Annotated in this window: 12 protein-coding genes; 10 read left to right on the forward strand and 2 right to left on the reverse strand. The window is 61.5% G+C overall.

The genetic code is table 11. From position 1 onward, the window contains the following. The first annotated feature begins 79 nt into the window (after window positions 1-79). A complete protein-coding gene (locus tag PPA02S_RS03035; RefSeq protein ID WP_028632966.1) occupies window positions 80-550 on the forward strand; it encodes an Lrp/AsnC family transcriptional regulator in 471 nt (156 codons plus the stop codon). 24 nt (window positions 551-574) lie between these two features. Here PPA02S_RS03035 and PPA02S_RS03040 read toward each other — a convergent pair whose 3' ends face one another. Next, a complete protein-coding gene (locus PPA02S_RS03040; protein WP_028632967.1) occupies window positions 575-1942 on the reverse strand; it encodes a CYTH domain-containing protein in 1368 nt (455 codons plus the stop codon). Between the two features lie 116 nt (window positions 1943-2058). Between PPA02S_RS03040 and argE the strand changes: the two genes are divergently transcribed. Both argE and argA read left to right on the forward strand, forming a co-directional pair. Then, window positions 2059-3201 carry an acetylornithine deacetylase gene (gene argE / locus PPA02S_RS03045; RefSeq protein WP_028632968.1) on the forward strand — a complete coding sequence of 381 codons (1143 nt, stop codon included), beginning with the start codon at window positions 2059-2061 and terminating at the stop codon, window positions 3199-3201. A 124-nt stretch (window positions 3202-3325) separates the two neighbouring features. Next, on the forward strand, window positions 3326-4624 hold the full coding sequence (gene argA, locus PPA02S_RS03050; RefSeq protein WP_028632969.1) for an amino-acid N-acetyltransferase: 1299 nt from the start codon (window positions 3326-3328) through the stop codon (window positions 4622-4624). Between the two features lie 65 nt (window positions 4625-4689). On the opposite strand, the gene PPA02S_RS03055 is transcribed toward argA, so the two are convergent. Continuing rightward, window positions 4690-6066: a glutamine synthetase family protein gene (locus tag PPA02S_RS03055; RefSeq protein WP_028632970.1), complete on the reverse strand. Its 1377-nt coding sequence runs from the start codon at window positions 6064-6066 to the stop codon at window positions 4690-4692. A gap of 574 nt (window positions 6067-6640) precedes the next feature. Between PPA02S_RS03055 and PPA02S_RS03060 the strand changes: the two genes are divergently transcribed. From PPA02S_RS03060 to PPA02S_RS03090, 7 genes are all read left to right on the forward strand, one after another. Next, window positions 6641-7999 carry a glutamine synthetase family protein gene (locus PPA02S_RS03060; protein WP_028632971.1) on the forward strand — a complete coding sequence of 453 codons (1359 nt, stop codon included), beginning with the start codon at window positions 6641-6643 and terminating at the stop codon, window positions 7997-7999. Window positions 8000-8047: 48 nt separating this feature from the next. Continuing rightward, window positions 8048-9409 carry an aspartate aminotransferase family protein gene (locus PPA02S_RS03065; protein WP_028632972.1) on the forward strand — a complete coding sequence of 454 codons (1362 nt, stop codon included), beginning with the start codon at window positions 8048-8050 and terminating at the stop codon, window positions 9407-9409. 159 nt (window positions 9410-9568) lie between these two features. Continuing rightward, window positions 9569-10666, forward strand: a complete 1098-nt coding sequence (locus PPA02S_RS03070) for a polyamine ABC transporter substrate-binding protein (RefSeq protein WP_028632973.1) — start codon at window positions 9569-9571, stop codon at window positions 10664-10666. 158 nt (window positions 10667-10824) lie between these two features. Then, on the forward strand, window positions 10825-11919 hold the full coding sequence (locus PPA02S_RS03075; protein WP_028632974.1) for a polyamine ABC transporter substrate-binding protein: 1095 nt from the start codon (window positions 10825-10827) through the stop codon (window positions 11917-11919). 72 nt (window positions 11920-11991) lie between these two features. Then, window positions 11992-13134 (forward strand): polyamine ABC transporter ATP-binding protein, encoded by a 1143-nt coding sequence (gene potA / locus PPA02S_RS03080; protein ID WP_028632975.1) that lies wholly within the window; start codon window positions 11992-11994, stop codon window positions 13132-13134. Next, on the forward strand, window positions 13131-14051 hold the full coding sequence (locus tag PPA02S_RS03085; protein ID WP_028632976.1) for an ABC transporter permease subunit: 921 nt from the start codon (window positions 13131-13133) through the stop codon (window positions 14049-14051). The genes potA and PPA02S_RS03085 overlap by 4 nt, the downstream gene beginning before the upstream one ends. Next, on the forward strand, window positions 14048-14928 hold an 881-nt coding region (locus PPA02S_RS03090; protein WP_042141225.1), incomplete at its 3' end, for an ABC transporter permease subunit. The genes PPA02S_RS03085 and PPA02S_RS03090, both read left to right, overlap by 4 nt.

Genomic DNA, 14928 nt, shown 5'->3' on the forward strand with positions numbered 1-14928 from the left:
ATTGTTTCGCTATGATCGAGCTCGTTCGCCGGTAAGGCGAATAAAGTTATTCGAAAAAACAGATATTGGAGACTGATCAATGCGCAGCGAACTGGATGCTTATGACCTTCGCATTCTGGAACTGCTGCAGGAAGACGCGTCGCTGTCCAGCGCACAGATCGCCGAGCGTGTGGGCCTGTCGCAATCGCCGTGCTGGCGGCGTATTCAGCGGTTGCGCGAGGAAGGCGTCATCCGGGCGCAGGTCACTTTGCTGGACCGTAAAAAAATTGGCCTGAACACGCAGATATTTGCCGAGGTGAAACTCAACGCACACGGGCGCTCCAACTTCACCGAGTTCACCGACGCAATCCGTGGGTTTCCGGAGGTGCTGGAATGCTATGTGCTGATGGGGTCTGTGGACTTTCTGCTGCGCATCGTCACGCCCGACATCGAAGCCTACGAGCGGTTCTTCTTCGAAAAACTGTCGAACGTGCCTGGCATACAGGAGGTGAACTCGATCGTGGCCCTCTCGGAAATCAAGTCCACCACCAGCCTGCCGCTGGCCCGTTGAGGGCGCAGCGGGGCGTGAGCGGGGTCAGGCCTTGAGCAGGTGCTTCCAGCCCCGGCTCTGATCCACGGCACGCGCCTGTTCGATGCGGGCTTCCAGCGACTCATCGCTGATGGGTTGCTCCGCCAGCTCATGGAGCTTTTTCAGGTCGCCGTACAGGCGGTCCATCTGCGGCGCATCCAGTACCTGCCGGGCATGGTGCAGCCAGGCCAGCAACTGTTCGATGCGCGGCAGCTGTTCTGCCAGGTCTTCGGGGCGCTGGGTGTACAGCGGCAACTTGAGCGCGCGGCCCTCTTCACCCACCAGGTGTGCCAGCCAGCTGGTCAGTTGTGCCTTGCCCTGACGCTCGCCACGGCCCTTGCGCTCCACCGTCCAGGTGCGGGCCAACAGCCAGCGCGAGGTTTCCAGCGAGAACTGGCCCCAGCGGGTGTCTTCCAGCTCTTCGGCAAACTGCTCGGGGGCTGCACGGCGGACGTCTTCGTCGTCGTTGCCAGCCTGTACCAGCGGGCGCCAGTCTTCCAGCAGCGCATCAAGGCGCCCGCGCAGGTCGCGGGTAGCAGCACGCGGGGCGGCCTGGCCCAGGCTGGCGGTAAGGGCGCGCAGTTCGCCCAGGCATTCCACCCAGTCCTGCAGCAGCCGCCAATGGCCATTATGGCGGTACTGCTCGGCCAGTCGCTGGCTGCTGCCCAGCAGTTGCCAGGCCAGGGCGGCGTAGGCATCGTCCACTGCCATCTCGGCGTCCAGCTCGGTGGCTGGCAGCCCCAGGTCGTAGCTGTCAGGCTCCAGCAGGCGGTAGCCACGCTCGGCCTTGCTGATGTCGCATGGCATCAGTGGCAGGCTGGCGGCAAGCTCCGCAGCGAGCTCCAGCAAGGCCTGCGGGTCACCCTCGCGCAGTTCCAGCTCCAACTCGCAGATGGCTTCCTTGCGCTTGCCGGCGACCACAAAGCCTTGATCCAGGGCTGCTTCGATCACAACCTTGCTCTTGCCGCGGCCCCAGGCGATTTCGGCGTATTCACGGGTGAAGTCGGTGGTGAACAGCGGCTTGATGGTTTTTTTGTCCAGGCTCGCCAGTTGTGCCGGCCAGCAGCTGTCGTCGAGCTTCTTGAGGTCCAGCTTGGCCTTGTCCAGCGGCCATTCGTACTCGTTGCGCTCGGACAGCCCGGCCACGCTCTGGCCGCGGCATTTCAAGGTCTGGATGACGGCATCGCCGTCGCGGCGCAGGCGCAGGGCGACGCGGGCGGCAGAAAGCTCGCGCTCCGGGGTGTCGAAGTACTGGTTGAGCAGTTCGCGGGTCTGCCAGCCAGACTTGTTGCGCTTTTTCAGCAGCGGGTGCTCGCGCAGCGCGGCAAGGGTCTCGCGGCTGGTGCGCAGCTTGAGTTCGGTTTCTTTGTGCATCACAGGCTCGAAGGAGGGGGCGTGGTTGACGCAGAGTCTACAGCAGTCGACCGCCAACGGTTTATTCCAGACAGCGGATAGTCCTATGATGGGCAACGCTTCCGAGGAGTACGCGCATGCCGTTGCCGCCGCTGAAAGACCAATTTGCCGCCTTGATCGCTGCGCCTTCGGTCAGTTGCACCCAGCCTGCGCTGGACCAGTCCAACCGCCAGGTGATCGACCTGCTGGCGGGTTGGCTCGGTGACCTGGGGTTCGCCTGCGACATTCAGCAGGTCACCCCCGGCAAATTCAACCTGCTGGCCAGCCGTGGTACCGGCCCGGGCGGGCTGGTACTGGCCGGGCACAGCGACACCGTGCCCTATGACGAGCAACTGTGGGCCAGTGACCCGCTCAAACTCACCGAGGTGGACTGCCGCTGGGTGGGGCTGGGCAGCTGCGACATGAAAGGTTTTTTTGCGCTGGTCATCGAGGCGGTCATCCCGCTGCTTGAGCATGGCTTCAAGCAGCCCCTGCTGATCCTGGCCACCTGTGACGAAGAGAGCTCGATGTCGGGTGCCCGTGCCTTGGCGCAGGCCGGCCAGCCGCTTGGCCGCGCAGCCGTCATCGGCGAGCCGACCGGCCTCAAGCCCATCCGCATGCACAAGGGCATCCTGATGGACCGCATCGACATCCTCGGTCGCAGCGGCCACTCCTCCGACCCGAGCCTGGGCCACAGCGCCATGGAGGCCATGCACGAGGCCATGGGCGAACTGATGGGCCTGCGCCGGCAATGGCAGGCTACCTACCGTAACCCGCAGTTCACGGTACCTGCGCCGACCATGAACTTCGGCTGTATTCACGGAGGCGACAACCCCAACCGTATCTGTGGGCAATGCGCCCTGGAGTTCGACCTGCGGCCGTTGCCGGGCATGGACGTGGAGCAGTTACGTGCCGCCATCCGTGAAAAGTTGCAGCCGGTCGCCGAGCGTCACGAAGTGCGCATCGACTATGCGCCGCTGTTCCCCGAGGTGCCGCCGTTCGAGCAGGCGGCCGACGCCGAGCTAGTCCAGGTGGCCGAGCGCCTCACCGGCCACCGCGCCGAAGCGGTGGCATTCGGCACTGAAGCGCCTTATCTTCAGCAGCTGGGCTGCCAGACCATCGTGCTGGGCCCGGGTGATATCGCCTGCGCCCACCAGCCGGGCGAGTACCTTGAAATGTCACGTATCGAGCCTACGGTGCGTCTATTGCGTGACCTGATCCGGCACTATTGCCTGCAGTAAACGTCCATCGCATTCAATCGTTTCTGCCTAGAGGAGACCGCGCGTGACCGCAAGCCTGTTCCGACGATGATGCCGAACGCCCCCTGTACCGCCGTTCTCCGTCCACTTACCCACAGGCCCTGTCATGCCCGATTACGTCAACTGGCTGCGTCATGCCTCCCCGTACATCAACGCCCATCGCGACTGCACCTTCGTGGTCATGCTCCCCGGCGATGGGGTTGCACACCCTAATTTCGGCAATATCGTCCACGACCTGGTGCTGCTTCACAGCCTGGGCGTGCGCCTGGTCCTGGTGCATGGTTCGCGCCCGCAGATCGAAAACCGCCTGGCCGAGCGTGGCCTTGCCCCGCGCTACCATCGCGGCCTGCGCATCACCGATGCGCCCACGCTGGACTGCGTGATCGATGCGGTGGGAGCGCTGCGCCTGGCTATCGAGGCACGGTTGTCGATGGATATCGCCGCCTCGCCGATGCAGGGTTCACGTTTGCGGGTAGCCTCCGGCAACCTGGTCACCGCACGGCCCATCGGGGTGGTGGAGGGTGTGGACTTCCACCACACCGGCGAAGTGCGCCGGGTTGACCGCAAGGGCATCAGCCGGCTGCTCGATGAGCGCTCCATCGTATTGTTGTCACCGCTGGGCTATTCGCCTACCGGTGAAATCTTCAACCTGGCCTGCGAAGACGTTGCCACCCGTGCTGCCATCGAACTGGGCGCCGACAAGTTGCTGCTGTTCGGTGCCGAGTCGGGCTTGCTGGACGAGCAGGGCAACCTGATACGTGAACTGCGCCCGCAGCAGGTGGCGCCCCATCTGCAGCGGCTGGGCAGTGACTACCAGGCCGAGTTGCTGGATGCTGCAGCCGAGGCGTGCAAGGGCGGCGTGGCGCGCAGCCATATCGTCAGTTACGCCGAAGACGGTGCGCTGCTCAATGAGCTGTTCACGCGGGGAGGTGGCGGTACGCTGGTGTCGCAAGAGCAGTTCGAGATCGTGCGCGAGGCCACCATCGAAGACGTGGGCGGTTTGCTCGACCTCATCAGCCCGCTGGAAGAGCAAGGCATCCTGGTGCGCCGCTCGCGTGAGGTGCTGGAGCGCGAGATCGAGCAGTTCAGCGTGGTGGAGCGTGAAGGCATGATCATCGCCTGCGCGGCGTTGTACCCGATTGCCGAGTCCGATACTGGCGAGCTGGCGTGCCTGGCGGTAAACCCGGAGTACCGCCACGGCGGCCGCGGTGACGAGCTGCTGGAGCGCATCGAGAGCCGCGCTCGGCAGTTGGGGTTGAGTACTTTGTTCGTGCTTACTACGCGTACGGCGCACTGGTTCCGCGAGCGCGGTTTTGCACCCAGTGGTGTCGAGCGCCTGCCGGCGGCGAGGGCTTCGCTGTACAACTACCAGCGCAATTCGAAGATTTTCGAGAAGGCTCTGTAAACCTGGGGTGGGCTCTTCGCGGGAGACCCCAAAAAAAACGCCGCCTGGAGGGGCGGCGTTTTCATTTACACGGTGTGCAGATACCAGTTGTACTCGAGGTCAGAGATCGAGTGCTCGAACTCCTCCAGCTCGCTCTCCTTGCACGCGACAAAAATGTCGATGTACTTCGGATCGATGTACTTGTTGAGGATCTCGCTGTCATCCAGCTCGCGCAATGCATCGCGCAGGTTGTTCGGCAGGCTCTGTTCCAGCTGCTCGTACGAGTTGCCTTCGATCGGCTCGCCAGGCTCGACCTTGTTGGTCAGGCCATGGTGAACGCCTGCCAGCACGGCAGCCATCATCAGGTACGGGTTGGCATCGGCACCGGCCACGCGGTGTTCGATACGCACCGCGTCCGGCGAGCCAGTAGGCACGCGCAGGGCGACGGTACGGTTGTCCAGGCCCCAGCTCGGCGCATTGGGCACGTAGAACTGCGCGCCAAAGCGGCGGTACGAGTTCACGTTCGGGCACAGGAACGCCATGGACGCGGGCAGGGTCTCGAGCACACCGCCGACAGCGTGACGTAGCGCGGCGTTCTGCTCGGGATCCTCGCTGGTGAAGATGTTGTTGCCATCTTTGTCCAGCACGGAAATATGTACATGCAAACCGTTGCCTGCCTGGCCCGGGTAGGGCTTGGCCATGAAGGTGGTGTCCATCTCATGGTCGTAGGCGATGTTCTTGATCAGCCGCTTGAGCAGTACCGCGTAGTCGCACGCCTTGAGCGGGTCGGGCACGTGGTGCAGGTTGACTTCGAACTGGGCGGGGGCGCTTTCCTTGACGATGGCGTCAGCCGGGATGCCTTGTTCCTTGGCGCCTTCGAGGATGTCCTGCAGGCAGTCGGCATACTCGTCGAGGTCGTCGATCAGGTAGACCTGGGTCGACTGCGGGCGTTTGCCTGAAATGGGCGAGCGTGGTGGCTGCGGGCGGCCGTTCACGTTCTCCTGGTCGATCAGGTAGAACTCCAGTTCGAATGCGGCGCAGATGGTCAGGCCCATATCGTCGAACTTGCTCACTACCTGGCGCAGTACTTCACGCGGGTCGGCGAAGAACGGCTCGCCTTCCAGCTCGTGCATGGTCATCAGCAGCTGGGCGGTCGGGCGTTTTTGCCACGGCTCGTTGGAGAGGGTGTCCGGAATCGGGTAGCAGATGCGGTCAGCATCGCCGATGTCCAGGCCAAGCCCGGTGCTTTCGACGGTGGAACCGTTGATGTCCAGGGCGAAGAGGGAGGCCGGCAGGTTGATGCCTTTCTCGTAAACCTTGTGGAGGCTGGTGCGCTCTATGCGCTTGCCGCGCACCACACCATTCATATCTGCAATCAGAAGGTCAACGTAGAGAACCTCAGGATGTTCCTTAAGGAACGCGTTCGCTTCGTTAAGCTGAACGGCACGCGGGGGTACCGACATGATGCAACACCTTTGTTGTTAAAAATATCAATCAAGGGGGGCTTGCAGGACCAGTCAATCGAAAAGCCCAACTGATGTCAAGCCGACCCCATGATGCCCTGAAATGGATCATCTACGGCAGATTTGCTGCATATCGGGGCGTGCCATTATCCGCTATTTCCATCGATAAGAGCTATCTGAAGCTTGCCGTCGTTTATTTTTTACGCGGTAGTTGTGTAAAAAAATGAACGAGGCTAAGCTCGATCACACCCCAGAACACAATAAAACGAGGGTCACATGGTCCGCTTGTCACGGCCTGAAAGCGCTGCACATACAGTGCTTCAGGGTGTTCCAGTCATGCTTGCGCGGTGCGTCGACACAAGGCCCGCACTGGCCGCAATAATTGACGTCTGGCATCGCTCGGCCCGCCCTCGTCATTGGTTTTCGCCTTTTCTCCGTATTCCTGCCCCGATACCCCGTTACGGATACGCTCCACGTGCAGTGTATCCACCCCCCGCGTGGGCGGGGGGTTTTGCTTTAGCTACCTACTGCAGCCAGAATCAAGTCGCGGACCACCTTACCTCCTGAGGTATTTATGAGTAACAACCTCGACCAGCTCACCGATTGGTTGAAAGAGCACAAGATCACCGAAGTCGAATGCATGATCAGCGACCTGACAGGCATCACGCGCGGCAAGATTTCGCCCACCAACAAGTTCATCGCCGAAAAAGGCATGCGCCTGCCCGAGAGCGTACTGCTGCAGACCGTGACCGGCGATTATGTGGACGACGACATCTACTACGAGCTGCTGGACCCAGCGGACATCGACATGATCTGCCGCCCCGACGAGGGCGCCGTGTTCCTGGTGCCCTGGGCCATCGAACCGACCGCGCAGGTGATCCACGACACCTACGACAAGAAGGGCAACCCGGTCGAGCTGTCGCCGCGCAACGTGCTGAAAAAGGTGCTCAAGCTCTACGCCGACAAAGGCTGGCAGCCCATCGTCGCGCCCGAGATGGAGTTCTACCTGACCAAGCGCGTTGAAGACCCCGACTTCCCGCTGCAACCGCCCGTAGGCCGTTCAGGTCGCCCAGAAACGGGGCGCCAGTCGTTCTCGATCGAAGCCGCCAACGAATTCGACCCGTTGTTCGAAGACGTCTACGACTGGTGCGAACTGCAGCAACTCGACCTGGACACGCTCATTCATGAAGACGGCACGGCGCAGATGGAAATCAACTTCCGTCACGGCGATGCCCTGCACCTGGCAGACCAGATCCTGGTGTTCAAGCGCACCATGCGTGAGGCGGCGCTCAAGCACAACGTGGCGGCTACCTTCATGGCCAAGCCCATGACCGGTGAGCCCGGCAGCGCCATGCACCTGCACCAGAGCGTGGTGGACGTGGCCACTGGCAAGAATATCTTCAGCAATGCCGATGGCAGCATGAGCGAGCTGTTCCTCAACCACATTGGCGGCCTGCAGAAGTTCATCCCCGAGGCGTTGCCGCTGTTCGCCCCCAACGTCAACTCGTTCCGCCGCTTCCTGCCCGACACCTCGGCACCGGTGAATGTGGAGTGGGGTGAAGAAAACCGTACCGTCGGCCTGCGCGTACCGGACGCCGGCCCGCAAAACCGGCGGGTGGAAAACCGCCTGCCTGGCGCCGACGCCAACCCTTACCTGGCCATTGCAGCCAGCCTGCTGTGCGGCTACATCGGCATGGTCGAAGGCATTGCAGCCAGTGCGCCGGTACAGGGGCGTGGTTACGAGCGGCGCAACCTGCGCTTGCCGTTGACTATCGAGGACGCCCTGGAGCGCATGGAGAACAGCCGTGCCCTGGTGCAGTACCTGGGCAAGAAGTTCATCACCGGCTACGTCGCCACCAAACGTGCCGAGCACGAAAACTTCAAGCGCGTCATCAGTTCCTGGGAGCGTGAGTTCCTGCTGTTCGCTGTCTGATCAACCCTGGTGCCGCAGCAGCGCGGCTGTCTGTCTACGGAGAAGCACATGAGCCTCAACAACCCGCAAACCCGTGAATGGCAAACCCTGAGTGGCGAGCACCACCTCGCCCCCTTCAGCGACTACAAACAGTTGAAGGAAAAGGGGCCGCGCATCATTACCAAGGCCCAGGGCGTGCATTTGTGGGACAGCGAGGGGCACAAGATTCTCGACGGCATGGCCGGCCTGTGGTGCGTGGCGGTAGGTTATGGCCGTGAAGAACTGGTGCAGGCGGCAGAGCGGCAGATGCGTGAGCTGCCTTACTACAACCTGTTCTTCCAGACCGCGCACCCCCCGGCCCTGGAACTGGCCAAGGCCATCACCGAGGTTGCCCCGGCAGGCATGAGTCATGTGTTCTTCACCAGCTCAGGTTCCGAAGGCAACGACACCGTGCTGCGCATGGTTCGCCATTACTGGGCCCTGAAGGGCAAACCGCAGAAGCAGACCGTGATTGGCCGCATCAACGGCTACCACGGCTCCACGGTAGCCGGCGCCAGCCTGGGCGGCATGAGCGGTATGCACGAGCAGGGCGGCCTGCCGATACCCGGCATCGTGCACATCCCCCAGCCGTACTGGTACGGCGAGGGTGGCGACATGACGCCGGACGCCTTCGGGGTCTGGGCTGCCGAACAGCTGGAACAGAAAATTCTCGAGGTGGGCGAAGACAACGTTGCGGCGTTCATTGCCGAGCCTATTCAGGGCGCCGGTGGTGTGATCATCCCGCCAGACACCTACTGGCCGAAGGTAAAGGAGATCCTCGCCAAGTACGACATCCTGTTCGTGGCCGACGAGGTAATCTGCGGCTTCGGCCGGACCGGCGAGTGGTTCGGCTCGGATTACTACGGCCTCACGCCCGACCTGATGACCATCGCCAAAGGCCTTACCTCCGGTTACATCCCCATGGGCGGTGTGATCGTGCGTGACACGGTGGCCCAGGTACTCAGCGAAGGCGGCGACTTCAACCATGGCTTTACCTATTCTGGCCACCCTGTGGCCGCAGCAGTGGGCCTGGAAAACCTGCGCATCCTGCGCGACGAGCACATCGTAGAGAAGGCCCGCAGCGAAGCGGCACCGTATTTGCAACAGCGTTTGCGTGAGCTGCAGGGCCACCCGCTGGTGGGTGAAGTGCGTGGCCTGGGCCTGCTCGGCGCTATCGAGCTGGTGAAAGACAAGGCCACGCGCAGCCGTTACGAGGGCATGGGTGTTGGCATGATCTGCCGCAATTTCTGCTTCGACAACGGCCTGATCATGCGCGCGGTGGGCGATACGATGATCATCGCGCCGCCCCTGGTCATCAGCCATCAGGAGATCGACGAACTGGTGGAAAAGGCCCGCAAGTGCCTGGACCTCACCCTCGAAGCGATCAAATGAACCTAGCGATGTGACATTAAGTCGTTACAAGGTTGTGGTTTTCTTGAAACACAGCCTCGTAACTTGCCAGACTAGCGGCTGCTGCAGTCGCCCAAACGCAGGTACTGCGTGGCCTGGCAGCTGAACGGATGGCTAACCGAACAATCTGGAGCATGACGCATGAATAAAATGGGCAAGACGTTGCTGGCCGCAGCCCTGATGGGCGCGATGGCGGGTGCTGCACAGGCTGAAGACAAGGAATTGAACGTCTACAACTGGTCGGACTACATCGCTCCGGACACCATCGCCAAATTCGAAAAACAGTCGGGTATCAAGGTCAAGTACGACGTTTTCGACAGCAACGAAACCCTGGAGGCCAAGTTGCTGGCCGGCAAGTCGGGCTACGACATCGTGGTGCCGTCCAACAACTTCCTGGCCAAGCAGATCAAGGCGGGTGTCTACCAGGAACTGGACCGCTCCAAGCTGCCCAACTGGAAAAACCTGGACGAAGACCTGCTCAAGGCCGTGGGTGATGCCAGCGACCCGGGCAACAAATACGCCTTCCCCTACATGTGGGGTTCGATCGGCATCGGCTACAACCCAGAGAAGATCAAGGCCGCACTGGGCGTCGACAAGATCGACTCGTGGGATGTGGTGTTCAAGCCCGAGAACATCGCCAAGCTCAAGAGCTGCGGCGTGAGCTTCCTCGACGCCCCCACCGAGATGCTGCCGGCTGCGCTGCACTACCTGAAGCTGCCGACCAACAGCACCAAGAAAGAAGACCTGAAGGCCGCCGAGGACCTGTTCCTTTCCATTCGTCCTTCGATCACCTACTTCCACTCCTCCAAGTACATCGGCGACCTGGCCAACGGCAACATCTGCCTGGCGGTCGGTTACTCGGGTGACCTGGAACAGTCCAAGACCCGCGCCCACGAAGCCGGCGACAAGGTCAAGCTGGACTACGTGATTCCGAAGGAAGGTGCCGGCACGTTCTATGACATGGTCGCCATGCCCAAGGACGCCGAGCACAAGGAAGCGGCCTACAAGTTCATGGACTTCCTGATGCAGCCAGAAGTCATGGCCGAGATCACCAATGCCGTGCGCTTCCCCAACGGCAACAAGGCCGCCACCCAGTTTGTGGACAAGGACATCACCAGCGACCCGAGCATCTACCCGTCCGCCGAAGTGAAAAAGCAGCTGTACGCAATTGCAGCGCCTGATGCGGCTGTACAGCGGGTTATCACCCGTAGCTGGACCAAGATCAAATCGGGCAAGTAAGCCCGTTGCAGCACCTCTGGGCCGGGCTTTCCCGGCCTGGAGGCCAAGAATGGCAATTGATGATTGCGGCATCGAGGCTGCGAAGGTAAGTTGCGCGCCGGTTTTGCGTGTGCGGCAGCATTGTCGCTACCCAGGCACTGATTGTGAGGACCTCCCACTTGTCCAATTCTGTATTACGCAAGGCCTTCATGGCTGCAGCGGGCCTGACGCTGGCATGCAGCGTCCAAGCGGCGCCTACGGTGCACGTGTACAACTGGTCCGACTACATCGGCCCAACCACACTCGCGGACTTCGAAAAAGCCACTGGCATCAAGCCCGTGCTGGATGTGTTCGACTCCAACGAAACCCTGGAGGGCAAGTTGCTGGCCGGTAACACCGGCTACGACGTGGTCGTGCCGTCCAACCACTTTCTCGGCAAGCAGATCAAGGCAGGCGCCTTCCGCAAGCTCGACAGAAACCTGCTGCCAAACTATTCCAACCTTGACCCGTCGCTGATGAAGCGGCTGGACAAGAACGACCCGGGCAACCTGTATGCCGTGCCCTACCTGTGGGGCACCAACGGCATTGGTTACAACGTCGACAAGGTGAAGGCTGCGCTGGGCGTGGACACCATCGACTCCTGGGCTGTGCTGTTCGAACCCGAGAACATGAAAAAGCTCTCCAAGTGTGGGGTGGCGTTCCTCGATTCGGCAGACGAAATGCTCCCGGCAGTGCTCAACTACATGGGGCTGAACCCCAACAGCACCAATGCCAAGGATTACCAGGCCGCAGAGCAGAAGCTGCTGGCCGTGCGTCCGTACGTGACGTACTTCCATTCTTCCAAGTACATCACCGACCTGGCCAACGGCGACATCTGTGTGGCAGCGGGTTTCTCGGGCGATGTGTTCCAGGCCAAGGCCCGCGCCGCAGAGGCGAAGAAGGGCGTGAACCTGGCCTATGCCATTCCCAAGGAAGGCGGCAACCTCTGGTTCGACGTACTGGCCATCCCCAAGGACGCCAAGAACGTCGAACAGGCCCATGCCTTCATCAACTATTTGCTGAAACCTGAGGTTATCGCCCAGGTCAGTGATTACGTCGGTTACGCCAACCCCAACCTGAAGGCTGGCGACCTGATGGACCAGGCCGTGAGGACTGACGCCGCGGTTTACCCACCGCAGGACGTACTGGACAAGATGTTCGTGAACGCAGAGCTGCCGCCCAAGGTGCAGCGCCTGATGACCCGTAGCTGGACCAAGGTCAAGTCGGGCAAGTAATCCACCAGGCCCGCACCGGTGCCTGCGCGTCAGGCCCGGCGGGCATAAAAAATCTTGTTGGGAGTTTCACTCATGGCAGTTGCCTCCGGTGCCTATAAAAAAGCCCTCGAGGGTGGCCAGCAACCCAAGCAGGTGCTGGTCAAGATCGACCGGGTCACGAAAAAATTCGACGAAACGGTCGCCGTGGACGATGTGTCCCTGGAAATCCGCAAGGGCGAGATCTTCGCCTTGCTCGGTGGCTCCGGCTCGGGCAAGTCCACCTTGCTGCGCATGCTCGCCGGCTTCGAGCGGCCCACCGAGGGGCGCATTTTCCTCGATGGTGTCGACATCACCGACATGCCGCCCTACGAGCGGCCCATCAACATGATGTTCCAGTCGTACGCGCTGTTCCCGCACATGACGGTGGCGCAGAACATCGCCTTTGGCCTGCAGCAGGACCGCATGCCCAAGGCCGACATCGAAGCCCGTGTGGCCGAGATGCTGAAACTGGTGCACATGACCCAGTACGCCAAGCGCAAGCCGCACCAGTTGTCCGGTGGCCAGCGCCAGCGTGTGGCCCTGGCCCGTTCGCTGGCCAAGCGCCCCAAGCTGCTGCTGCTGGATGAACCGATGGGCGCGCTGGACAAGAAGCTGCGCTCGCAGATGCAGCTGGAGCTGGTGGAGATCATCGAGCGTGTGGGCGTGACCTGCGTCATGGTCACCCACGACCAGGAAGAGGCCATGACCATGGCCCAGCGCATCGCCATCATGCACCTGGGCTGGATCGCCCAGATCGGCTCGCCGGTGGACATCTATGAAACCCCCACCAGCCGCCTGGTGTGCGAGTTCATCGGCAACGTCAACCTGTTCGACGCCGAGGTGATCGACGATGCCGAGGGCCACGCCCTGATCGCCTCGCCAGAGCTCGAACGCAAGATCTATGTGGGCCACGGGGTTTCCACCTCGGTGGAAGACAAGCACATCACTTACGCATTGCGCCCCGAGAAGATGCTGGTCACCACCCAGCAGCCAGACTTCGAGTACAACTGGTCACGCGGCAAGATCCACGACATCGCCTACCTGGGCGGCCACTCGGTGTTCCATGTGCAACTGCCGAGCGGCAAGATCGTCCAGTCGTTCGTCGCCAACGCCGAGCGCCAGGGCGCCCGGCCCACCTGGGATGATGAAGTCTACGTCTGGTGGGAAGACGACAGCGGCGTGGTGCTGCGGTCATGAAGCTGCGCAAGCTCAAGCGAGCCTTCCGGCGCATTACCCCTGAGGGGCGGCACCTGGTGATCGGTGTGCCGTTCGTTTGGCTGTTCCTGTTCTTCATGCTGCCGTTCTTCATCGTGCTGAAGATCAGCTTTGCCGAAGCCGACGTGGCGATCCCGCCGTACACCGAGATCTACAGCTACGTCGAAGACAAGATCCAGCTGGTGCTCAACCTGGCCAACTACGGCCTGCTGACCGAAGACGACCTGTACATCTCGGCCTACCTCGGCTCGCTGAAGATGGCCTTCTTCAGCACCCTGTTGTGCCTGTTGATCGGCTACCCCATGGCCTATGCCATTGCCAATGCCAAGAAAGAAACCCAGACGGTGCTGCTGTTGCTGATCATGATGCCGACCTGGACGGCGATCCTGATCCGCGTCTATGCGTGGATGGGCATTTTGAGCAATAACGGGCTGCTCAACGGCTTCCTCATGTGGACGGGCCTGATCGACCAGCCGCTGCAGATCCTCAACACCAACCTGGCGGTATATATCGGCGTGGTCTATTCGTACCTGCCGTTCATGATCCTGCCGCTGTTCGCCAACCTGGTGAAGCATGACTCAAGTTTGCTCGAAGCCGCGTCCGACCTTGGCTCCAGCACCTTCAACAGCTTCTGGAAAATCACCGTGCCGCTGTCGAAGAACGGCATCATTGCCGGCTGCATGCTGGTGTTCATTCCGGTGGTGGGTGAGTTCGTGATCCCTGAACTGCTCGGCGGGCCGGAAACCCTGATGATCGGCAAGGTGCTGTGGCAGGAGTTCTTCAATAACCGCGACTGGCCGGTGGCGTCTGCGCTGGCGGTGGTGATGCTGGCGATTCTGATTGTGCCCATTCTGCTGTTCAACCGTAGCCAGGCCAAAGAAATGGAGGGCAGGGCATGAAGCGCTTCAGTTTCTCCAAGCTGATGCTGGTGCTCGGCTTGCTGTTCATCTACCTGCCGATGCTGATCCTGGTGATCTATTCGTTCAACGCCTCCAAGCTGGTGACGGTGTGGGGCGGCTGGTCGGTCAAGTGGTATGTCGGCCTGCTCGACAACACCCAGTTGATGGGGTCGGTGATGCGCTCGCTGGAAATCGCCTGCTACACGGCGGTTGCGGCCGTGGCATTGGGAACCATGGCGGCGTTCGTGCTGACCAGGGTCACCCGCTTCAAGGGGCGGACGCTGTTCGGTGGCCTGGTCACAGCGCCACTGGTCATGCCCGAGGTGATCACTGGCCTTTCGCTGTTGCTGCTGTTCGTGGCCATGGCGCAGATGATCGGCTGGCCGCAGGAGCGTGGCATCGTCACCATCTGGATCGCCCACACCACGTTCTGTGCGGCGTATGTGGCGGTGGTGGTGTCGGCGCGGCTGCGCGAGCTGGACCTGTCGATCGAGGAAGCGGCGATGGACCTGGGTGCCAAGCCGTGGAAGGTGTTCTTCCTGATCACCATCCCGATGATCGCGCCTTCGCTGGCGGCTGGCGGCATGATGTCGTTTGCGCTGTCGCTGGATGACCTGGTATTGGCCAGCTTCGTGTCGGGCCCGGGTTCGACCACCTTGCCGATGGAAGTGTTCTCGGCGGTGCGGTTGGGTGTGAAGCCCGAGATCAACGCGGTGGCCAGCCTGATTCTGCTGTCTGTTTCGTTGGTGACCTTCTTCGTCTGGTACTTCAGCCGCCGCGCCGAAGAACGCCGCCGCAAGGCGATTCAGCAGGCCATCGAAGAAGGCGCAGCCGCCAACGCCTCGCAGCCCCAGGTGCGACGCCCAGGCCAGTTGGG

The organism is Pseudomonas parafulva NBRC 16636 = DSM 17004, from assembly GCF_000730645.1.
GTDB classification, from domain to species: Bacteria; Pseudomonadota; Gammaproteobacteria; order Pseudomonadales; family Pseudomonadaceae; genus Aquipseudomonas; species Aquipseudomonas parafulva.